Source organism: Caulobacter sp. X (assembly GCF_002742635.1).
Taxonomy (GTDB): domain Bacteria; phylum Pseudomonadota; class Alphaproteobacteria; order Caulobacterales; family Caulobacteraceae; genus Caulobacter.
Window position 1 is genome coordinate 2339414 of sequence record NZ_PEGF01000001.1, and the last position, 22361, is coordinate 2361774.

Here is a 22361-nt window from a genome sequence, read left to right on the forward strand (position 1 = left end):
TTCGCAGGAAGGAGCCATTCCATGGCTGACGCTTACATTTTCGACGCCGTGCGCACCCCGCGCGGCAAGGGCAAGAAGGACGGGTCTCTGCACGAGATCACCTCGCTGTCCCTGGCCACCCAGGTGCTGGAAGCCCTGCGTGACCGCAACAACCTGGACACCAGCAAGGTCGACGACGTCGTCCTGGGCTGCGTCGCCCCGGTCGGCGAGCAGGGCAGCGACATCGCCCGCACCGCCGTCTTGACCGCCGACTACGCCGAAAGCGTCGCCGGCGTGCAGATCAACCGCTTCTGCGCCTCGGGCCTGGAAGCCGTGAACATGGCCGCGGCCAAGGTCGCCTCGGGCGAAGCCCAGCTGGCGATCGGCGGCGGCGTCGAGAGCATGAGCCGCGTGCCGATGGGCAGCGACGGCGGCGCCTGGCCGACCGACCCGTCCTCGGCCTTCAAGACCTATTTCGCCCCGCAAGGCGTGTCGGCCGACCTGATCGCCTCGCTCTATGGCTTCTCGCGCGACGACGTCGACGCCTACGCCGTCGAGAGCCAGAAGCGCGCCGCCGCCTCGTGGGCCGACGGTCGCTTCAAGAAGTCGGTGATCCCGGTGAAGGACCAGCTGGGCCTGACCATCCTGGATCATGACGAGACCGTGCGCGGCTCGACCACCATGCAGACCCTGGCCGCGCTGAACCCGTCGTTCACCGGCATGGGCGAAATGGCCTTCGACGCCGTCGTGACCCAGCGCTATCCGCAGGTCGAGCGCGTCAACCACGTGCACCACGCCGGCAACAGCTCGGGCATCGTCGACGGCGCCGCCGGCGTGCTGATCGGCACCAAGGAAATGGGCGAGGCCCTGGGCCTGAAGGCTCGCGCCAAGATCAAGGGCGCGGCTTCGATCGGTTCGGAGCCCTCGATCATGCTGACCGGCCCCTCGCTGGTGACCGAGAAGCTGCTCAAGCGCCTGGGCATGGAGGTCAAGGACATCGACCTCTATGAACTGAACGAGGCCTTCGCCGCCGTCGTCCTGCGCATGATGCAGGCGCTCGACATCCCGCACGACAAGATGAACGTGAACGGCGGCGCCATCGCCATGGGCCACCCGCTGGGCGCCACCGGCGCGATGATCCTGGGCACCATGGTCGACGAGCTGGAGCGCTCGGACAAGGAAACCGCCCTGATCACCCTGTGCGTCGGCGCCGGCATGGGCACCGCCACGGTCATCGAACGCGTCTAACCCTCTCGATCAGGAACTAGTCACATGGAAAACTTCAAGATCGAGGTCGATTCCGACGGCGTGGCCCTCGTCACCTTCGACGTGCCCGGCCGTTCGATGAACACCCTGACCGCTTCGGTCATCAAGGAAATCGGTGAGATCGTCGAACGCATCAAGACCGACGACGCCATCAAGGGCGCGGTCATCACCTCGGGCAAGGCCAGCGGCTTCTGCGCCGGCGCCGACCTGGGCGAACTGGGCGGCTCGGGCGGCCTGGGCGGCGGCGCGGGCGGCGGTGAAGCCGGCCTGAAGGCGGCGTTCGACGCCGGCTTCGCGCTGAACAAGGCCTTCCGCGGCCTGGAAACCTGCGGCAAGCCGGTCGCCGCGGCGATCAACGGCCTGGCCATGGGCGGCGGTCTCGAGATCTGCCTGGCCTGTCACTACCGCGTGGTCGGCGACAATCCGAAGACCCAGCTGGCCCTGCCGGAAGCCAAAGTCGGCCTGCTGCCGGGCGCCGGCGGCACCCAGCGCCTGCCGCGTCTGATGGGCGTGATGGCCGCCGCGCCGTACCTGCTGGAAGGCAAGTCGATGAAGCCGCAGGAGGCCCTGGCCCTGAAGGTCGTCCACGAAGTGGTCGCCCCGGGCGCGGAAGTCGAGGCGGCCAAGACCTGGGTCAAGACCAAGGGCGACCCTGTCGCGCCTTGGGACAAGAAGGACTTCAAGCTGCCCGGCGGCGGTCCCTACACCCCGACCGGCAGCCAGGTCTTCGTGATGGGCAACGCCATGCTGCGCAAGCAGACCTATGGCAACTATCCGGCCCAGCTGAACATCCTGAAGGCGGTCTATGAGGGCACGCAGGTGCCGTTCGACGCGGCCATCCGCATCGAGACCCGCTACTTCCTGAAGACGATGATGTCGCCCCAGGCCAAGGGCATGATCCGCACCCTGTTCCTGTCCCTGCAGGAGCTGGGCAAGGGTTCGGGCCGTCCGGCCAACGTCCCGCCGTCGGAGGCCAAGAAGGTCGCCGTGCTGGGCGCGGGCATGATGGGCGCGGGCATCGCCTATGTCCAAGCCATGGCCGGCATCGAGACCGTCCTGATCGACCAGTCGCAAGAAGCCGCCGAGAAGGGCAAGGCCTACGCCGAAAGCCTGCTGAAGAAGGCCGTGTCGCGCGGGAAGATGACCCAGGAGAAGGCCGACAAGGTCCTTGGCCTGATCACCCCGACCACCGACTATGATCACGTCAAGGGCAGCGACCTCGTCATCGAGGCGGTGTTCGAGAACCGCGAGATCAAGGCCGAGGTGACCAAGAAGGCCGAAGCCCAACTGGCCGAGACCGCCATCTTCGGCTCCAACACCTCGACCCTGCCGATCACCGGCCTGTCGAAGGCCAGCGTGCGTCCGAAGAACTTCATCGGCATCCACTTCTTCTCGCCGGTCGACAAGATGGGCCTGGTCGAGATCATCATGGGCGAAGAGACGTCCGACGAGGCCCTGGCCAAGTCGATCGACTACGTCCTGAAGATCAAGAAGACCCCGATCGTCGTCAACGACAGCCGCGGTTTCTACACCTCGCGCTGCTTCGGCACCTTCGTCCAGGAGGGCCTCGAGATGCTGGCCGACGGCATCGCCCCGGCCATCATCGACAATGTCGGCCGCGCCACCGGCATGCCGCGCGGTCCGCTGGAAATGAACGACGACGTCGCCCTGGACCTTGGCTACAAGGTCACCCAGCAGACCAAGAAGGACCTCGGCGACAAGTTCGAGGACCGTCCGTTCGCCCCGATCATCGAGAAGATGGTGGTCGAACTGCAGCGCTTTGGCCGCAAGAACGGCAAGGGCTTCTACGACTATCCGGAAAACGGCCCCAAGACCCTGTGGAAGGGCCTGTCGGACCTGGCTCCGGTGAAGATCGCCGAGGCCGACCAGGCGCTGATCCAGGAGATCCGCACCCGGCTGCTGTATCGCCAGGCCGTCGAAGCCGCCCGCTGCTTCGAGGAAGGCGTCATCACCGATCCGCGCGAAGCCGATGTCGGCGCGATCCTGGGCTGGGGCTTCGCGCCCTGGACCGGCGGTCCGATCAGCCTGATCGACGCGGTCGGCGCCAAGGCCTTCGTCGAGGCTTGCGACGGCCTCGCCCAGAAGTACGGCAAGCGCTTCGCCCCGCCGGCCCTGCTGCGCGAGATGGCCGAGAAGGGCGAGACCTTCTACGGTCGCTTCGGCGCCAAGGCGAAGGCCGCGGCGTAAGCCTGGCCTTCAAGCTTGAAACACGGAAAGGCCCGGCGGCGACGCCGGGCCTTTTTGTTGTCCCGCATGGCCACGCTTGCGCCGCATCGCCGGCCTAACCACACGGCGCGCCGCAGCGCCCGGAGAGACCATGAGTACGGCGATCGCCATCGGAACCTGGCGAGAGCCCTCGCGGCGAGCGTTGCGGCGCACCCTGGCGGCCTGGGCCGCGGTGCTGGCCGCCCACGCCCTGGCGCTGCTGGCCCTGGTCGCCGGCGCGCGCTGGATGCCCAACCTCGTCGAACCGCCGACCATCGAGGCCGAACTGGTCGAGGCGCCGCCGGCGCCGCCGATCGCCAGGCCGCTCGCCCAACCTTCCGCCCGCCCCGCCGCGCGACGCGCCGTTCCACCCTCGGTCGCCGCGCCGACGGCGCCCGCCGCCGAGCCGGTCGGCGCGCCCGCGATCGTCGCCCCGCCCGGCTTCACCGCCCGCAAGCTGGTCGAGGAGAGCGACGGGACCCGCAAGAGCCTGCGCGACAGCCTTGGCTGCCGGCACGAGAAGGTCACGGCCCTGACCCGCGACGAAAAGGCCGCCTGCGCCGAGGCCGACGGCAAACGCGCCCTGACCGCCCCGATGTACGCCGCGATCGATCCGGACAAGAAGGCGGCCTTCGACGGCGACTGCAAGAAGGACGACGACTGGTGTCTCTACCGGGTCGGCAAGGGGCCCTATCCCGGCATCTTCGCCCTGGGCAAGAAGAAGAAGCGCAAGGGGTGGGACGACTGACGTCCCAACGTGAAAAGGGCCCCGCCTCGCGGCGGAGCCCTCTCCTTTAGTCCGTGCGGACGCTTACCAGGTCTTGGTCAGCGACAGCATCACCCGGCGCTCGGCCTGCAGGCCGCTGGGGCCCTTGGCTTGCGACTGGCGGCTGGTGGTCAGGTTCTGACCGTTCAGCGCGATATCGGTGCCCTTGGCCAGGGTGTAGGCGACCCGGCCGCCGATGGCGGTGTAGCCCTTCACCGGCTCGAGGACGTTGCCGTTGTACGAGTCGAACTTGCTGACGAAGTGGGCGTAGCCGTCGACGGCCCACTTGTCGTTCGCCCAGCCGGCGGCCAGGTTGCTGCGGTACTTCGGCGAGGTGGCCGCGAAGTTGACCTTGCGCAGCACGATCGTCGAGACGGTCGTGAACGGGGTGTCCTTCACGTCGGTGTAGGTCGTGTCGGCGCTCCAGTGGAAGCCGCCGTCCAGCTTGCCCGAGGCGGACAGCTCGACGCCCTTCATCTTCGAGTCCGAGACGTTCTTGTAGGTGTAGGTCGCCCAGGTGGTCGAGGTCGGAGCGAAGTCCACCTGAGCGGTGCTGAACTGACCCTTCACGTCCTTGGTCTGCTGAGCGAAGACCTTGACGCCGATCTTGGCCTTCAGAGCCGGCAGGCTGCGGTCATAGGCCAGCTCGTAGTTGGTCACGATGGCCGGATCCAGCTGCGGGTTGCCGGTGATCAGCGCGCCCGTCGGAGCCGTGGTGGCCGGCGGGATCAGCAGGCCGCCCAGCTCCAGCAGGGTCGGGGCCTGCACGCCGCGCGCGAAGGTGGCGCGCACGGTGTCGTGGTCGGTGACCTTGTAGACCGCGCCGACATTGACGCTGGTCTCGGTGATGTCGCGGTCCCACAGGGCGTTGTTGGTCTGCGGGGCGCCAACCGGGAAGGTGCCGGTGCGCTTCAGGCTCAGCTTGTCCAGACGGACGGCCGTGGTCACCGACAGCTTCGGATTGACGACCCAGTTCCACATGGCCGACGGCGCGAGCACCGTGTAGCTGACCTTGGCGCCGGCGTAGGACGCGGTGTCCAGCTGGTTGTCGCGGTATTCCAGGCCGACGCGGATCGTGTGGGCCGCGCCGATCTTGAACAGGTCTTCCAGGCTGTAGACAGTGATGTCGTTCAGGTAACGACGACCGGGCGTCAAGGCGTCCAGATTGTTGCGGTAGGCCTGAGCCTGCAGCAGGCCGAACTTGGTCTCGGCGTTCAGGGTCGCCTTGATCGAGTCGGTCTTCACCCGGTGGGCGGCGTAGGCGAAGGTCGAGATCACCTGGGTCGACGAGCCGTTCGACATCGAGCCTTCGACCCGCAGCGTGGCCTTGTCGGTCAGCTGGGCCACGGCGTCGATGTTGGCGCGAGCCGTCGACGGGTTGTGGATCTGCGAGGCGACGATGGCGCCCGTACCCGTGGAGGTGTTCTTCCACTCGTCTTCATGGTCGACGCCGCCCGACAGGCGGACCGACAGGCGTTCGCCCAGACGCAGGGTCTTCACGATCGAGACGCTGGTGCTCGAATTGGTGCCGGCCTTCAGTTCGATGACGTTGGTGTCGTCGAACTTCGGGTTGAAGGTGATGATGTTGACCACGCCCGACACGGCGTTGAAGCCGAAGATCGCGCTGTTGGGGCCGCGCACCACTTCAATCTGGCGGATTTCGCTCAGCTGGATCGGCAGCGAGGCCCAGTCGGTGTAGCCGAAGTGGTCCAGATAGACCTGGCGGCCGTTGATCAGGACCAGCAGGCGCGGCGAGCGGGCCTGGTTGTAGCCGCGGATGCCGACATCCGACTGGCCGGCGGCGAAGTTCAGCACGTCCACGCCGGCGACGCGGCTCAGGATCGTGGGCAGATCATTGGCGCCCGACCGCTTGATGTCGGCGGCGCTGATGATGGTCATGTCGACCGGCACTTCCGTGGAGCGCTGCGGCGAGCCGGTGGCCGAGGTGGTGACCGGTTCGTTGAACAGCTGCTCCATCGCGCCGTAGTCGATGGATTGCGCGTTGGCCGCGCCGGCGAAGGCCATCAGGCACAGGCCGACCGAAGCGCCGGCGAAGAGAGTCGTCTTCATGGTGGGTCTCTTTCGTTCGCTAGGGTCAGACTTCACGGATCATCATGCGGAAGGCGGCCTTGAAGACAGCGCCGACCGCCGCGGCCGCCGAGCGGCTCACGACGATTTCCACTTTCGGATCGCCCGACACGCTCATCACGCAGGCGCCGCTGGTGGCGCACGACACGTCCGAGCCGATGGTGATGATCTTCTTACCCTTGGCGGCGCCGACCACGGCCGCGCCGTTGGCGCCCGTCGTCACGTAGAGCGCGCCGACGCCCCCGAGGGCCCCCGCGTCGCCGGCTTCGACAGGCTTGCCCGTGATCGTCACGGCGCCGGCGCTGAGGCCGCCGCCGATCGCGGCCATCACCGCGTTCTTTTCGGCCACCGAGCCCGGCTTCGACGGATCGAAGACGACGCCCATCACGACCTTGCCCGTGGGACCATTCTCAAGGAACGTCAGGGCGCGGCCCGCGATCACGATATCCTTGGCCGCATCCGCGTGCGCCGCCAGGGGCGTCATGGACGCCGCGATGATCAGCGCAATCGCGCCACTCTTGGTCTTGTTCAACATTCAGCCTATCCCCCGCTCGTTATGTCGAGCTGATGCGCATGGAGATCGGGCTTTATTTCTGAATAGAAGGTAAATCGCTGCGGACAATGACAGATTGTCGCAGCCTATCTTTCAATACAATTCATGTATTTATGCGGAACTACTTACGCTTATCATATATCCATAATAGCGACATGCATTAAGTATTTCATATAATAACTGAAATGGCGACGAGGCGCGCCTTCAGCATACACATCGATTTCTTCTAGCGCCTACGGCTTAGCCAGCCTTTACAGCGGTATGGCCGGTACACAAGGTCGGTATGGCCGCGCCAAATCAATCGGGCGCGCAACCCAAGTCCCGGAACGGGACAGATTGTCGCGCCCCGCGTTTCAAACCTGAAATGAGTGGCAAGTTTCCGCTTCGGATGAGCCGCTCGCGGGCCTCAACCTAAGGATCGCGACGCGTCGTCGGCGCGCCAAGATCCATGCCCAGGGTCGGACCGATGCCATCGGGATGGTCGCCGAACGGATGGTCCTCGGCCCGCCGGCGCGCCAAGGCGTCCAGGCGACGCCGCAGGTCGTCATCCAGCGAAAGCCGGGGCGCGTCCTCGGGATCATCCCCCTCGGCGGCCGGAATCGAGGCGGCGATCACCTGACGCAACCGCGCCCCGAACCGCGCGTCGTCCGCCGTCCCCGCCGCCGGCGGCGCGCTGAGGAAGGCGAGCACTTGCTCGAGGGCGGTTTCGTCGTCGACGGGATCAAACATGGCGGCCTCCGTGGTCTCGCAGCAACGAACACGCGGAGGCGAGGGTTCCGAACCGCCCCGGCGAGCGGTTCTGGCCCCAGCCCGTTACAGCACGAAGTCCGAGGCGCTCAGAGACGAGACGCCTAGCACCTTTATGTTGAAGTCCGCCACGCCGTCGCCGTTCGTGTCGCCCTGGACCACCACGCCGTCCGACACCGCTTCATACCGCAGCTGTCCCTGGCGGCTGGTGAAGCCGCCGGTCCCCAGGAAGGTGAAAGCGTCGTCGCCGCCGGAGCCACTTATGACGGCGTCGATCAGCGAGACGTCGATCTTGTCCTGGCCGCTGACGAAATCGACGATCACGTCGCCGACCGCCTCCTGAGTCGACCAGTAGGCGAACTTGTCCGCGCCACCCCCGCCGCTCAGGGTGTCAGCGCCCAAGCCGCTGAAGATGTAATCCGCGGAGGCCGACCCGATGAACGTGTCGTCGCCGCCTTGCAGGGAGAAGTAATAGACGTTGGAAACGGTGACATTGGTCAGGTCGAAGGTGTTGACGCCATCGCCGCCGAACACCTTCACGCCATAACCCGAAGTGCCCGTCCAGGCGATGGCTTCGATGCCATCGAAGGCGCTGACGGAGATGGCCGCGATGCTCATCATGGTGTCATATCCGGCGCCGCCATGAACCACATCGGCGACATCCTCCGCGCCGAACAGGAAGTGGTCGTCGCCATCGCCGCCAAAGAGCTCATCGACGCCGGCGCCGCCGACAATCGTGTCAGCCCCCGCCGAGCCGTGGATCACGTCCTCGCCTGCGCCGCCGTCGATGTAGTGGATGTTCTTGAGGACGATGCTGCTCATGTCGATGAAATCACCGCCCGTCGTGCCGACGATGTTCACCAAGGAAATCGTCGAGCCCTGGACCTCCTCGATCCCATCGAAGTTGAAGAGGATGTTCACATTGCCGCCGCCGCCGTAGACAATCTTGTCGTAGCCGTCGCCGCCGTGGATCTCGTCCACCCCGTTGTTGAACGACACCCGGATGATATCGTCGCCGCCGGCGGTGTAGATGAAATCGTCGCCCGTTCCGCCGTCGACGACATCGGCGCCGTCCGTGCCCCAGAAGAAGTCGGCGCCGCCGTTCAGGTTGAATTGCGTGATGCCGGAGACGACCAGGACGTTCCGGAGGTCGATGGTGTCGGCCAGGTTCGAGCTGGCGAACGAGACGCCGGAGAAGCCGCCCGAAGAGATTTCCAGGATGCCGGTCATCGAAGCCACCTCGATGACGGCGTTCGCGGCCGCGGCGACCAGCTTGTTCCAGCCCCCGCCGCCATCCACCGTGTCGAACTGACCATTGGGGCCCGTATAGGTGAAGGTGTCGTCGCCGTACCCGCCGTTCAGGATGTCCGCGCCGGGCCCGCCATAGATGACGTCGTTGCCATCGGTGCCGGTGATGTTGTCGCCGACGAGACCGCCGCTGATCTGGGCGATCCCCTCCAGCTGGTAAGACGTGAAGTCGAAGGTCCAGGCCAACCCCGTGAACTGCGGCCCGATCTGCACATTGGCGAAGCCGCCGCCGCTGATCTTCTCGACGCCGGAGATGCTGGACCAGGCGATGAGCGTGGCGCCGTTGCTGCGGATTTCGTCGAAGCCATCGCCGCCGTTGTAGACGTCGTAGCCCGTGCCGGACGACATCAGCATGACGTCGTCCCCCGCGCCGCCGTTCAGCGTGTCGACGTCCGCGCCGCCGTCCAGGATGTCGGCGCCATCCCCGCCGTTCAGGGTGTCGGCCCCGGCGTCGCCGTAGAGCCTGTCGCCGCCCTGGCCGCCATTCAAGGTGTCGACGCCGTCCCCGCCCCGGATCGTGTCGTCGCCCGCCGTCCCGGTGATGACATCGTTGCCGGCCAGGCCGTTGAGGACAACCGAGCCGAGGAGGGTCTTGCCGGTGAAGTCCAGATTGTCGGCGGCGCTGGTGCCGCCGACGGTGAAGTTGCTGAAGGCGCCGCTGGAGAAGACCTCGATCCCGTTCATGCCGGTGACGCCAATGACGGTGTTGTTGGCCGTGGCCTGGACGGTGTCCACGCCCGCGCCGCCGTCGAAATTGTCGGCGTAGGCGGACGCGTCGGTGGCGACCAGGAAGGTGTCGTCGCCCGCGCCGCCGTACAGGGTGTCGGCGCCCGTCCCGCCATCGATCACGTCATTGCCGTCCAGGCCATAGATCGTGTCATTGCCCGTCCCGCCGTTGATGACGTCGGCGTTGTTGGTGCCGGTGATCACGTCGTCGCCGGCGCCGGCGTTGATCGCCATGCCATTGAGCTGGACGCCGAGGAAATTGAGATTGTCCGCCCCCGAGCTGCCGGCGATGGTCACGCCGGTGAAGCCGTTGGCCGAGATCGACTCGACGCCCGACAGGCTGGCGAAGCTGATGGCGACGTTGTTGGCGGTGGCGCGGATCTCGTCGAAGCCCGCGCCGCCGTCGAAGGTGTCCGAGCCGGCGCCGAGGCCGATGAGGAAGACGTCGTCGCCATTGCCGCCGTACAGGAGGTCGTTGCCGGCGCCGCCGATCAGCGTGTCGGCGCCGTCGCCGCCCTCGAGGTTGTCGAGCGCGTCGCCGCCGTCGAGCGTGTCGTTTCCGGCTTGGCCGCGGATCCAGTCCTCGCCCGCCTCGCCCTTGATGCTGTCATCGCTGGCCGAGCCGAAAAGCCAGTCGTTGCCCGCCCCTCCGGTGATGGTGACGGTTCCGACGAAGATGTAGCCGCCGAAGTCCAGGTTGTCGGCGCCGCTGGTGCCAGGCAGGGTCACGTTGGCGAAGCCGCCGCTGGAGATAACCTCGACGGCGCGCAGCATGCTGAAGCTGAAGATCGTGTTATCGGCGCTGGCCTGGACGGTGTCGTAGCCGGCGTCGCCCTCGACCCAGTCCGTGCCCGAGCCGACGCCCATCAGGAACAGGTCGTCGCCATTGCCGCCCGACAGGCTGTCGTTGCCGGCGCCGCCGATCAGGGTGTCATTGCCGTCGCCGCCGCTGAGGCTGTCGATGTCGGCCCCGCCGTCGAGGATGTCGTTCCCCGCGCCGCCCCGCAGGTCATCGGCGCCCGCCTCGCCCTTGATATTGTCGGCGCCGGCCGTCCCGTAGACCACGTCATTGCCCGCGCCCATGCTGATGGTCGGCGTCCACGGGATGGTCACGTTGGTGAAGTCCAGCGTATCGGCGGCGCTGGTGCCGGCGATGTTGACGTTGATGAAGCCGTTCAGCGCGAAGGCCTCGATTCCCGTCATCGCCTTGAGGGTGATGGTGACATTGTCGGACGAGGCCTTGATCGTGTCGTAGCCCGCGCCGCCGTCGAAGGTGTCGCTGCCCTCGCCGGTCGCGACATAGAAGGTGTCATTGCCGCCGGCGCCGGCCAGGATGTCGTCGCCCGCGCCGCCGATGATCACGTCGTCGCCGGCGCCGCCCGTCAGGGTGTCGTTTCCGGCCAGGCCATCCAGCTGCCAGTCCTGCACGTCGGTCGCGGTGACCGTGTAGGTGTTGGCCGCCGTCGTGCCGGTCCAGTAGCTGTCGATCTTGTCGATCAGGGTGATGACGAAGTCGGCGCTGCTCGTCAGCAGGCCGTCGCTGGCCTGGGCGGTGATGGTGTGGCTGGACTGGATGTCGTGGTCCAGCAAGGACCCGTTCAGCACGGTGACCACGCCGGTCGTGGCGTTGATCGCGAACCGGCCGCCGGCGTTGTTGGTCAGGCTGTAGGTCACCGTCCCGCCGTGCGGATCCGGCGCGGAGACGGTCAGGCCGGTGGCGGCGCCGTTGTTGGCCGCCTCGATCACGGTGGTGGCGGCCGGATTGGCGTCGAAGGGCGTCACGGGCGCGGCGTTCAGCACGCCGATGGTGAAGGCCGCCGTGGCGCTCTCCGCGCCGCTGGCGGCCCGGACGACGATCTGGTGCGAGGTCGCCGCCTCGAAGTTCAGCAGGGTGGCGTTGGCGACCGTGACCACGCCCGTCGTGGCGTTGATCGCGAAGCGCCCGCCGGCGTCATCCAGCAGGCTGTAGACCAGCGGCCCGCCGTTGATGTCGGGCGCCGAGATCGACAGGCCCTGGACGGCGTCGCCGTTCACCGCCCCTTCCGAGATGGTGTTGGCGGCGCTGTTGTCGTCCTGCGGCGCGCCATTGGCGACATTGGCGACGGCGATCGTGAAGGTCTGGCTGCTGAAGGCCCCCTGGCCGTCGGTGGCCCGGACCGTGATCTGGTGCGACGACGCGGCCTCGAAGTTGAGCTTGGAGCCGTCGGCCACGGTGACCACGCCGGTCGCCGCGTCGATCGCGAAGCGCCCGCCGGCGTCGTCGGACAGGCTGTAGCTGACCGTTCCGGTCTTGGGCTCCGCGGCCGAGGCGGTGATCCCGACGAGGGCGCCGTTGGCGGCGTCTTCCGAGACCAGGTTGGCGGTCGTGTCGGCGTCGCTCGGGACGGAGGGCGGGACGTTGGCCACATCGATCGTGAAGCTGGCGTCGGCCGCGCCCTCTCCATCGCTCGCCCGCACGGTGATCTGGTGCGAGCTCGCCGCGTCGAAGTCGATCAGGCTGGCGTCGGCCACCGTGACCACGCCGGTCGCCGCGTTGATCGCGAAGCGTCCGCCCGCGTCGTCGACCAGGCTATAGGTCACCCCGCCGTTCGGATCGGCCGCGGTGATCGTCAGACCCGACACGATCGTCCCGTTGGCGGCGGCCTCGGAGATCGTATTGGCGGCCGCCTCGCCATCCGCCGGCGCGCCGACCGCGACATTGGCCACCTGGATCGTGAAGCTGGCCGAGGCGACGGCGGTTCCGTCGCTGACCTGGGCCGTGATCTGGTGCGAGGTCGCGGTCTCGAAGTTCAGCTTCGAGCCGTCGGCCACGGTGACGACGCCGGTGGCGGCGTCGATGGCGAACCGGCCGCCGGCGTCGTCCAGCAACGACCAGGTCAGGGTCTGGCCGGCGTCGGGATCGGTCGAGGCCAAGGTCAGGCCCGCCACCACGGTCCCGGCGGCCGCGCCCTCGGACACCGTGTTGGCCGCCGCGTCGCCATCGGCCGGCGCCGTCGGGGCGGTGTTGGGCGCGGGAAGGTCGATGACGGTCGAGCCGAACTTCAGATGCTCGACGTCGATCAGGGTGTCGGTCCCGTCGGGGCCGGTGATCGTGGCCGAATGGCTGTCGCCGCTCCAGACATAGTCGCCGGCCGCGCCCGAAAACGCCGCCGTGTCGTCGCCCGCGCCGCCATCCAGGATGTCGTTCCCCGCCCCGCCGTTCAGCAGGTCGTTGTCGTCCTGGCCGTTCAGAGTGTCGTCGCCCTGGCCGCCCGACAGGTCGTCATCGCCCGCCCCGCCATTGACCAGATCGACCAGGTCCGGCGCGCCTTCGTCGCCGGCATAGGTGTCGTCGCCCGCGCTGAGAGTCTTCACGTACATGACCGCACTTCCCTGCTGACGGGCGCACGCCCGGAGGTTGAGAAGTCGAGCTACGCATAGGGAAACCAGGGCGCCTAGATTTGGCCGTAATCTACCTAGGATTTATCTGTGGATAGTAATCTTCCCTACGTAGAGCGTAAGGTTAACAACCTTGGCGAGCGAGACATGCGCGGCCGGCAAGTCCTGGAAAGATTTGGCCTATCAGGGTGAACGGCTGGCGCCTTGCCGCCGTCCCAGCTACCGCGCCGCCGGCCGCGTGGCCCGAGACAGCCGGTCCCGCTCGCTCGACGACCTAGGCGTCAAGGCGAACTCGCCGGTCGGCGCCGGCAATTCCAGAAAGAAGGAGAGAGTGGTGCCGCCTAGGTGACTCGAACACCTGACCTACGCATTACGAATGCGCCGCTCTACCGGCTGAGCTAAGGCGGCCCACGGACGCTTCGGGAGCGATCCCGGAGCGGAGGGAGCGCCTATTTAGCGGGGCGCGAGCCGCTTGCCAAGCGCCGTCTTGCACCAGAATTGCGACGAGGCGCGGGAGCCGGTTCCGGCGGGTCCGGAAGCGGCGGCGCATCGAACACGCCGGGATCGTCCGGAATGGGCAACAGGGCGCCGCCGGTCTCGGCCGCGCGGATGAACGGCGTTGATTCGACATAGGCCGACGGAATCTCGGGCAAATCGCTCATCGTGCGCTCGCGACGCTCGTGGCGCGGATGAATCAGCTGGCCGGTCTCGGCGTAGCTGACCGCCAGGCGCGCCCAGTCCTCGCGCTGATAGGCGAAGGCGCGGCCCTCGGGGTCGAGGTCGGACCAGTCGGGCTCGCGCGGAGCGTCGATGCCGCGCGCGATCCAGGCGCGGGCCTCGTCGGGCTGGCCGTTGGCGGCGGCGACGCGGGCCATGAGGCCGGCGAAACGCGCGGTCGGGGCCTCGTCGTCCAGCAGGCGGGCCGCGGCGCGGGCGGCGATCGGGTCGCCGCCGATCAGGGCCGCCTCGACGCGCAGGATCAGGCTCTCGCGAACCTCGGGACGCAGGGCGGCCAGGGCGGCCAGGCGCTGGGCCCGGGCCTTGGGCGTCTCGTTGGTCTTCAGGTCGCGATAGGCCAGCCACAGGGCCGGGTGCGGCTGGGCCTTCCAGGCGGTCTCGATCAACTGGCCGGCCTTGGCCGTCTTGCCGTCGTCGGCCAGCAGGCGGGTGGCCATGATCACGCCCGGCGCGAAGTCGGGCTTCAGCTTCACCGACTGGTTGGCGAAATCGAGCGCCTGGGCGCGGATCTTCGGGTCCGGCGAGTCCTCGAGGCTGGCGGCCGAGGCGGCCAGCAGGGCGGCGCGGCTGCGCTCGGCCACGGCCGGGGAGACGATCTTGCGGTCCAGGGCGCCCTGGACCAGTTGCAGGGCCGCGGCCCAGTCGCCAGCCTCCAGCCGCGCTTCCAGCAGGGCGCGCCAGGCCCAGCGGGCGGTGCGGGCCAGGCCATAGGCGGTCTCGGCGTAGCGCAGGGCCGCCTGCTTGTCGCCGTCGGCCAGGGCCGCCTGCATCAGGCCGCGCAGGCCCGCCAGCCGCATCTCGGGAAAGCCCAGCATGGCGTTGTAGGCGCTGGCGGCCGCGCCGCGATCCCCCGCCGCCTCGGCGGCCTGGGCGGCCAGGACGCGGACCAGGCCGGGCGCGTCCTCGGCCAGTTCGGCGGACTTCTGAGCCAAACGGCGAGCCTCGGAGCCATCGCCGGCCGCGACCGCGAGGAAGCCGCGCGTCAGGGCCTCGATCGCCTGCTTGCGCTTGGCCTCGGCGCGGGCGCGGGCGGCGCGGCGCGGCGCCTCGACGATCCAGATCACGCCGCGCCACAGCACGGTGAACAGCAGGGCCGAGAACAGGGTCAGCAGGGCGGCGGCGGCGGCCGTCATCTCGATTCGCCAGCCCATCCACTCCAGCGAGGCGCGGCCCGGCTCGCCGGTCAGGGCCAGCACGCTGACCGCCACGGCGGCCACCAGGAAAAGGGCGAAGACGACGCGGGTCATGGGGCGGCCTGCGTGATGCGAGCCAGGGCCGCGAGGGCGTCGGCGCGGACCGAGGCCACGTGGCGGTCGATCTCGACGCGGCGGTTGGCGGCGGCGAACCACGGCGCCAGCACCTCGCGAGCAGGGTCTGGCAGCGCTTCCAGCGCGGCGACCGCGCCCTCGATGTCGCCCTCGTCCAACAGAACCTGGGCGCGGGCCAGGATCGCATCCGGCGTCGAGCCCTTGATCGAACCGACGTGGCGGATGGAGACGATGCTGGACAGCGCATAGCGGATGCGCGCGAAGAGGTCGGCGTCGGCGCCCGGATTGCGCGCGGCGCTGGCGGCGCGGCCCGCCAGATTGCCGAACTGGACGGCGAGACCGGCGCGGGTCGGCGCGCCCAGACGGGCCAGCGGCTCAAGGGCCCGCAGGCTGGGCGAGCCGGGCAGGACGCGTTGCAGGCCGGCGAGCTCCTCCGAGAAGGGCCGCGAGCTATTGGCCGCCTCGGCCATGGTCGAGACCGCCAGGGCGGCGGCGGCGGCGTCCGCGACGCTCTTTTGGGTCGTCTCCAGGGCGGTCACCCGGCCATCCAGACGCTCGACGTCGGCGGCGGGCGCGACCGGCGCGGCGACGCTGGTCTCGACGGTCGGAGCCGGAACGGGCGCCAGGCGCTCGGCGATCGGCTTGGGGCTGGGCGCGGCCGAGATGGGCGCGGTTGGCGTCGACTTGGCCGGGAACAGCGTCGGCCCGAACCAGGCCACGCCGGCGCCCAGGACCGCGCAAAGCAGGCAGAGGAACAGCCAGACCCAGACGCTGGGGCCCATCACCCTCTTGCGCGCGTACAGCGCCGGATCGCTGGGGGCGACGATTTCAGCGGGATCGGGTGCGGCGTTCATACGCCATTCGTGCCCCACGCCGCCGCGCCGCGCAACTTTGCGCTTAAGCTGTCAGCAGGGAGAGCAGCGCGGTTTCGTCCGGGCGCGGCGCGCAGGCCACAGAACTCGGGTCGTCCAGCCGCGGAAGCCCAGCCGCGACGGCCTCGGACAGGCACAGCGCCCGCAAGGCGCGGGCCGGTCGGCGATGCAGGGTTTGAGCCAGACGGCGGGCCGCGCGGGGCGAATGCAGCAGCACGGTCAAAGGCTGATCCAGAAGAGCCAGAGTCGCCTCCGATGGCGTACGCTCGACCGTCTCGTAAACCGCCACGCCGCGCGCGGCGACGCCGACCTGGTTCAGCGCCGCGACGAGATCGCCCGCCGGCTCTCGCGCGCCCGCCCAGAGGATGGGACCGGGCGAAACCTCGCTGATCAGCCGCGCCAGGTCCTCGACGTCGCCGTCGGCGCTGGAGACCTGGGCGAAGCCCGCCTCCCGCGCCGCCGACGCCGTGGCGCGGCCCACCGTGAAGACGGGCGGACTCCGCGCGTCGGTGAGTCCCGAGAAGGCCTGGACGCCATTGGCGCTGGTGAAGGCCAAGGCCGAAACGCCCCCAAGGTCGATCGAGGCCGCGATCGGCGCGACCTCCAGCAGGGGGTCAATAATCGACGTGAAACCCAGGGCCGCGACCTTGGCGGCGGTCGCCTCGGCGCCGGGACGGGCGCGGGTGATCCAGACCGGCGCGCCCTTCGCCATGCCCTATTCCGGCAGCAGGATGGCGTCGCCGCCCTCGGCGCGCACCTCGCCGCCCAGCTTCAGGCCCAGCGCCAGGGCCTCGCCCGCGTCGTCGGCGCCCGACAAGGTGATCTCGCCGTGGCGGCGGAAGCGCTGGGCGCCGTTCGGGGTCAAGGCCTCGACGATCATCGACAGGCGCGCGCCGTCCAGGGTGGCGCGGGCGCCGATGGCGGTGCGGCACGAGCCTTCCAGGGCCAGCAGCGCCCCGCGCTCGGCGGCCACGGCGATCGTGGTCGGGCGACAACGGATCGCGTCCAGCCACGGCGCGCCGACATCCTCGGCGCGCGTCTCGATGACCAGGGCGCCCTGGCCCGGCGCGGGCGGGCAGGCGTCGGGGTCGATCCAGCTCTTGGTCAGGTGGCCAAGGCCCAGGCGGTTCAGGCCCGACTGGGCCAGCAGGATGGCGTCGGCCTCGCCGCGCTCCAGCTTGGCCAGGCGGGTGTCGACATTACCGCGCAGCATGACGATCTCGAGATCGGGCCGCACGTGCAGGGCCTGGGCCTGGCGACGCAAGGACGCGGTGCCGAGGCGCGCGCCCTTGGGCAGGTCCTCCAGCCGCTCGCAGATGTGGCTGATGAAGGCGTCGCGCGGGTCTTCGCGCTCTGGCGTCGCGGCCAGGACGAGGCCCGGCGGCAGCTCGGCCGGCATGTCCTTCAGCGAGTGGACCGCGCAGTCGATGCGGCCGTCCAGCAGGGCTTCCTCGATCTCCTTTGTGAAGAGGCCCTTGCCGCCGATCTCCATCAGGCGGCGGTCCTGGATGCGGTCGCCGCTGGTGACGATCGGGATCAGGGGCGCCACGGCCTCGATCTCGTCCTTGGAGGCGCCGGCCGGGGCGCCGAGCGCGGCGGCGATACGGGCCTGCATCAGTCCAGATTGCGCCAGCGAGAGCTTGGAGCCGCGCGCGCCGATGCGGATGGGAGGTTGCCGGGACACGGTCGGAACGTTACCTGCGGATGCGAAATTCATCCTCGCTGCTACAGGAGCGGCGAAAGGCCCGCAACCAATGACCTCCCTTAAGCCCTCGGGGCTCACGATCCTTGGCCTGGAGACCAGCTGCGACGAGACCGCGGCCTCGGTCGTGCGCCGGGACGAGGACGGGACGGTCCAGGTGCTGTCCTCGATCATCGGGACCCAATTCGAGCAGCACGCGCCGTTCGGCGGGGTGGTGCCAGAGCTGGCGGCCCGGGCCCATGTCGAGTCGATCGACGCCATCGCCGCCGAGGCCATGCGGGCGGCGGGTCTCGGCTTCGAAGACCTCGACGGCGTGGCGGCCACGGCGGGCCCCGGCCTGGTCGGCGGGGTAATGGTCGGCCTGGCGTTCGGCAAGGCGGTGTCGCTGGCGCGCGACGTGCCGCTGGTGGCGGTGAACCACCTGGAAGGCCACGCGGTCTCGGCCCGCCTGGGCGCGGACGTCGGCTATCCGTTCCTGCTGCTGCTGGTCTCTGGCGGCCACTGCCAGCTCCTGGAGGTGGCCGGGGTCGGCGCCTGCAAGCGGCTGGGCACCACGATCGACGACGCGGCGGGCGAGGCCTTCGACAAGATCGGCAAGAGCCTGGGCTTGCCCTATCCGGGCGGTCCGGCGCTGGAGAAACTGGCCGTCGGCGGGAATCCCGACCGCTATCCGCTGCCGCGCGCCCTGCTCGGCCGCAAGGACTGCGACTTCTCGTTCTCGGGCCTGAAGACCGCCGCCGCGCGGATCGCCGAGACCCTGACCACGGGCGAGGAGCGCCGCGACCTGGCCGCCGGCGTCCAGGCCGCCATCGCCCGCCAGCTGTCCGAGCGGGTCGATCGGGCGATGAAGCTCTACAAGGAAAGCCACGGAGCGGACGACCTGCGCTTCGTCGTCGCCGGCGGCGTGGCCGCCAACGGCGCGGTGCGCGCGGCCCTGCTGGCCAATTGCGAGAAGAACGGCTTTTCGTTCGCCGCCCCGCCCCTGGCCTACTGCACCGACAACGCCGCCATGATCGCCCTGGCCGGCGCCGAGCGGCTGGCCCTGGGCATTTCCGACGATCTCGACGCCGTCGCCCGTCCGCGCTGGCCGCTGGACGAGGCCGCCGCGCTCGCCAATCCCGCCAACGCTTACGGCCGCAAGGGAGCCAAGGCATGACCTTCCACCATGCGGGCGTGATCGGCGCCGGCGCCTGGGGCACGGCCCTGGCCCAGGTCTGCGCGCGCGCCGGTCTTCAAGTCACCCTGCAGGCCCGCGAGGCCGAGGTGGTCGCCTCGATCAACGACGCGCACGAGAACGCCCTGTTCCTGCCGGCCGTGACGCTGGAGCCGGCGATCCACGCCGCCGCCGAGATGAGCGCCCTGGCCGCCTGCGACCTGATCCTGGCCGTCGCCCCGGCCCAGCACCTGCGCTCGGCCTTGGGCGCCCTGGCGCCGCACCTGAAGCCGGGCGTCCCGGTCGTGCTCTGCGCCAAGGGCGTCGAGCAGGGCTCGCTGAAGCTGATGACCGAGGTCGCGGCCGAGACCATTCCCGGCGCGCCGATCGCGGTGCTGTCCGGCCCCAGCTTCGCGGGCGAGGTGGCCCGGGGGCTGCCAACCGCCGTCACCCTGGCCTGCGACGACGAGAGCTTGGCCCGCGCCATCGCCCACGCCATCGCCACCCCGACCTTCCGCCCCTATGTCGCCGGCGACATGATCGGGGCCGAGGCCGGCGGCGCCGTGAAGAACGTCCTGGCCATCGCCTGCGGCGTCGTCGAGGGCAAGGGCCTGGGTCGCAGCGCCCACGCCTCGGTGATCACGCGCGGCTTCGCCGAACTGACCCGCTTCGCCGTGGCGCTCGGCGCCCGGGCCGAGACGCTGAACGGCCTGTGCGGCCTGGGCGACCTGGTGCTCACCTGCTCCAGCCCGCAGTCGCGCAACATGAGCGTCGGCTTGGCCCTGGGCCAGGGCCTGACCCTGGAGCAGGCGCTGGCCGGGAAGCTGTCGGTCGCCGAGGGCGTCGCCTCGGCCCCCGCCGTCCGCGCCCTGGCCCGCAAGCTGGGCGTCGAGGTCCCGATCTGCGAGGCGGTCGCCGCCATCCTCGACGGCGAGCTGGCGGTGGACGCCGCCATCGCCGCCCTGCTGGCGCGTCCCCTGAAATCCGAAGGCTTCTAGAACAAGGATCGCCGCATGGCCCTCTTCGCCATCATCTGCAAGGACAAGCCGGGCGCGCTGGACACCCGCCTGGCGACGCGTCCCACCCACCTCGATTATCTGAACCAGTCCAAGGGCCTGAAGCTGGCCGGCGCCCTGCTGGGCGACGACGGCAATCCGATGGGCTCGCTGCTGATCGTGGAGGCCGAGGACCTGGCCGCCGCCCAGGCCCAGGCCGACAACGATCCCTTCACCGCCGCCGGCGTGTTCGAGAGCGTCGAGGTGCGGCCCTGGCGCGTGGCGATCGGCTCGCTCTAGGCCAAAGCTTGCGCGGCGACCTCGACAATCCCGCCCGGCCCGCGGCCGGAACCCTGCTGTGCGCGCTGGACGAGATCCCCTCGTCCGGCTCGAAGGGCTTCCGGTTCCGCGAGGGCGACGCCCTGTTCGCCGGCTTCGTGGTGCGTCAAGGCGACACGCTGGTCGGCTATGTCGACAGCTGCCCCCACGCCGGCTGGCCGCTGGCGGGGTTCGCGGGTCGCTATCTGACGCGCGAAAACGACTATATCCTGTGCGCGGGGCATGGCGCGCTGTTCAAGATCGAGGACGGCGCCTGTGTCGCTGGTCCTTGTCCGAACCAGGCCCTGGCGCCCTGGCCGGTCGCCGTTCGCGACGGGCAGGTCTTCGTTACCTGAACAACACCCATTCCGAGATCGCCGCGACACTATGCCACTGTCGGTTGGACGACGTGGTTAAGCGCCGTTAGCCAAATCATCCCGCATCCTCCTCGCGTTCAAGCGAAGGCGGAGAGATCGGCATGGCGTCCCTCGGGCGGAAAGTCATGGGCGCGGCGGCGGGCGCGGCCCTGTTGTGCGCGGCGACGGCTGGCACGGGGCTCTGGGTGGCCCACAGCCTCGACCTAGCCCTGGTCCGCGCGGAAGGCTCGGCACGCATCCTGCGCCTGCACATGCACGGCGACATGATGCATGACGCCCTGCGCGCCGATGTGATGGGCGCGATCATGTCCAGCGATCCGGCGCTCGGCGTCGATCTGAAGGCCGTCCGCGCTGATCTGGCCGAGCACACCACCGCCTTCAAGCAGGACATCGCCGAGGGCGGCCAACTGGCCCACGATCCGGCGGTGAGCGTGGCCCTCTCCGAGGTCAAGGCGCCGCTGGCCGCCTACATCGCCGCCGCCAACGGCATCGTCGCCATCGCCGACAGCGACCCCGCCGGCGCGCGCGCCCGGTTGGCGGGCTTCGCGACGCAGTTCTCGGCTCTGGAAGACAAGATGGAGGCGGCGTCAGGCAAGATCGAAGCGGCCGCCACCCATGACGCCAACGCCGCCAAATCCCTCGGCCTCATCGGCCAGGCGGTGATGGGCGCGCTGCTTCTGACCGCCGCCGTCTTCGCCGGCTTGCTGATCTTCGCCGCCCGCCAGGGCCTGGTCCTGCCGCTCAAGACGGTGACCCGCGCGCTCCGCGCTCTGGCGAACGGCGACGTCAACGTCGTCCTGCCGGTGATCAAGAGCCGCGACGAGATCGGCGAGATGACCCACGCCCTGCGCGCCTTCCACGATACGATCCAAGCGCGCCAGAAGGACCTCGAGGCCGCCGACGTGCGGGAGGCGCTGGAAATCGAGCGTCGTGAAGCCGAGCGCCGCCGCGACGAGGCCGACGCCGTCCAGAAGGCGGTCGTCAGCAGCCTGGCCGAAGCGCTCGACCACCTGTCGGACGGCGACCTCTCGCATCGGATCGACCGCCGCTTCCCGGAAGGCTACGAGCGGCTGCGCGTCGACTTCAACGCCGCCGTCGAGAAGCTGTCGGCCGTGATCGCCGCCTCGCTCGAGGCCTCCAACATGATCCACGGCGGCTCGCGCGAGATCACCTCGGCCGCCGACGACCTGGCTCGGCGCACGGAACAGCAGGCCGCCAGCCTGGAAGAGACCGCCGCCGCGCTGGACCAGATCACCGCCAAGGTGCGCCAGACCGCCGAGACGACCGGCCGTACGCGCTCGGTGGTCGAACGGGCCCGCGAGGCCGCCAACGCCAGCGGCGACATCGTCGACCAGGCCGTCGGGGCCATGGAGGCGATCGAGAAGTCCTCGTCGCAGATCGGCAAGATCATCGTCGTCATCGACGAGATCGCCTTCCAGACCAACCTTCTGGCGCTGAACGCCGGGGTCGAGGCGGCGCGGGCGGGCGAAGCCGGTCGCGGCTTCGCGGTCGTCGCCCAGGAAGTGCGGGCCCTGGCCCAGCGCTCGGCGGACGCCGCCAAGGAGATCAAGGACCTGATCGACACCAGCTCGGCCGAGGTCGATCACGGCGTCCAGCAAGTCGGCCGCACCGGCGAGGTCCTGCGCGCCATCGCCGCCGAGGTCCAGCAGATCGACAGCCTGGTGCGCGACATGGCCGCCTCCGCGGCCGAGCAGGCCCGAGGCCTCGTCGAGGTCAACGGCGCCGTGGCCCAGATGGACCAGGTCACCCAGCAGAACGCGGCCATGGTCGAGCAGACCACCGCCGCCAGCCACGCCCTGGCCCAGGAAGCCACCCGCCTAGCCCAGCGCATGGGCGAACTGCGCATCAGCGCCGAGGCGCGGAGCGCGGCGGCGGCCTGA

General features: G+C 69.4%; 16 protein-coding genes and 1 tRNA gene. 8 read left to right on the forward strand and 9 right to left on the reverse strand.

The window, feature by feature from the left end:
* Positions 1-21 precede the first annotated feature (21 nt).
* From CSW60_RS10860 to CSW60_RS10870, 3 genes are all read left to right on the forward strand, one after another.
* Positions 22-1227, forward strand: a complete 1206-nt coding sequence (locus CSW60_RS10860) for an acetyl-CoA C-acetyltransferase (RefSeq protein ID WP_099537248.1) — start codon at positions 22-24, stop codon at positions 1225-1227.
* 24 nt (positions 1228-1251) lie between these two features.
* Positions 1252-3453, forward strand: a complete 2202-nt coding sequence (locus tag CSW60_RS10865) for a 3-hydroxyacyl-CoA dehydrogenase NAD-binding domain-containing protein (protein WP_099537249.1) — start codon at positions 1252-1254, stop codon at positions 3451-3453.
* 130 nt (positions 3454-3583) lie between these two features.
* Complete coding sequence (locus CSW60_RS10870) at positions 3584-4219, forward strand: hypothetical protein (RefSeq protein ID WP_099537250.1); 636 nt, start codon at positions 3584-3586, stop codon at positions 4217-4219.
* Positions 4220-4282: 63 nt separating this feature from the next.
* Here the strand turns inward: CSW60_RS10870 and CSW60_RS10875 are convergent, their stop codons facing one another.
* The 9 genes from CSW60_RS10875 to hemC all read right to left on the reverse strand — a co-directional run bounded on the left by CSW60_RS10875 (position 4283) and on the right by hemC (position 17599).
* A complete protein-coding gene (locus CSW60_RS10875) occupies positions 4283-6307 on the reverse strand; it encodes a TonB-dependent siderophore receptor (protein WP_099537251.1) in 2025 nt (674 codons plus the stop codon).
* Positions 6308-6332: 25 nt separating this feature from the next.
* A complete protein-coding gene (locus CSW60_RS10880) occupies positions 6333-6860 on the reverse strand; it encodes a hypothetical protein (protein WP_099537252.1) in 528 nt (175 codons plus the stop codon).
* A gap of 429 nt (positions 6861-7289) precedes the next feature.
* Positions 7290-7607, reverse strand: a complete 318-nt coding sequence (locus CSW60_RS10885; protein WP_099537253.1) for a hypothetical protein — start codon at positions 7605-7607, stop codon at positions 7290-7292.
* Positions 7608-7691: 84 nt separating this feature from the next.
* On the reverse strand, positions 7692-13019 hold the full coding sequence (locus tag CSW60_RS23470; protein ID WP_099537254.1) for an S-layer family protein: 5328 nt from the start codon (positions 13017-13019) through the stop codon (positions 7692-7694).
* A 350-nt stretch (positions 13020-13369) separates the two neighbouring features.
* A tRNA-Thr gene (locus CSW60_RS10895) sits at positions 13370-13445 on the reverse strand.
* A gap of 41 nt (positions 13446-13486) precedes the next feature.
* On the reverse strand, positions 13487-15022 hold the full coding sequence (locus tag CSW60_RS10900; RefSeq protein WP_099537255.1) for a heme biosynthesis protein HemY: 1536 nt from the start codon (positions 15020-15022) through the stop codon (positions 13487-13489).
* Positions 15019-15897, reverse strand: a complete 879-nt coding sequence (locus tag CSW60_RS10905) for a COG4223 family protein (RefSeq protein ID WP_099537256.1) — start codon at positions 15895-15897, stop codon at positions 15019-15021. Before CSW60_RS10905 ends, CSW60_RS10900 begins: the two co-directional genes overlap by 4 nt.
* A 43-nt stretch (positions 15898-15940) precedes the next feature.
* Positions 15941-16627 carry a uroporphyrinogen-III synthase gene (locus CSW60_RS10910; RefSeq protein ID WP_099537257.1) on the reverse strand — a complete coding sequence of 229 codons (687 nt, stop codon included), beginning with the start codon at positions 16625-16627 and terminating at the stop codon, positions 15941-15943.
* A gap of 3 nt (positions 16628-16630) precedes the next feature.
* Positions 16631-17599, reverse strand: coding sequence for a hydroxymethylbilane synthase (gene hemC / locus CSW60_RS10915; protein ID WP_066682412.1), 969 nt, complete (start codon positions 17597-17599; stop codon positions 16631-16633).
* A gap of 70 nt (positions 17600-17669) precedes the next feature.
* Between hemC and tsaD the strand changes: the two genes are divergently transcribed.
* The 5 genes from tsaD to CSW60_RS10940 all read left to right on the forward strand — a co-directional run bounded on the left by tsaD (position 17670) and on the right by CSW60_RS10940 (position 22361).
* On the forward strand, positions 17670-18773 hold the full coding sequence (gene tsaD / locus CSW60_RS10920) for a tRNA (adenosine(37)-N6)-threonylcarbamoyltransferase complex transferase subunit TsaD (RefSeq protein WP_099537258.1): 1104 nt from the start codon (positions 17670-17672) through the stop codon (positions 18771-18773).
* Complete coding sequence (locus CSW60_RS10925) at positions 18770-19768, forward strand: NAD(P)H-dependent glycerol-3-phosphate dehydrogenase (RefSeq protein WP_099537259.1); 999 nt, start codon at positions 18770-18772, stop codon at positions 19766-19768. Before tsaD ends, CSW60_RS10925 begins: the two co-directional genes overlap by 4 nt.
* Positions 19769-19783: 15 nt before the next feature.
* Entirely contained in the window at positions 19784-20065 is a 282-nt protein-coding gene (locus CSW60_RS10930; RefSeq protein ID WP_099537260.1) for a YciI family protein, read from the forward strand.
* A gap of 8 nt (positions 20066-20073) precedes the next feature.
* Positions 20074-20439, forward strand: coding sequence for a Rieske (2Fe-2S) protein (locus CSW60_RS10935; RefSeq protein WP_099537261.1), 366 nt, complete (start codon positions 20074-20076; stop codon positions 20437-20439).
* A 122-nt stretch (positions 20440-20561) separates the two neighbouring features.
* A complete protein-coding gene (locus CSW60_RS10940; RefSeq protein WP_099537262.1) occupies positions 20562-22361 on the forward strand; it encodes a methyl-accepting chemotaxis protein in 1800 nt (599 codons plus the stop codon).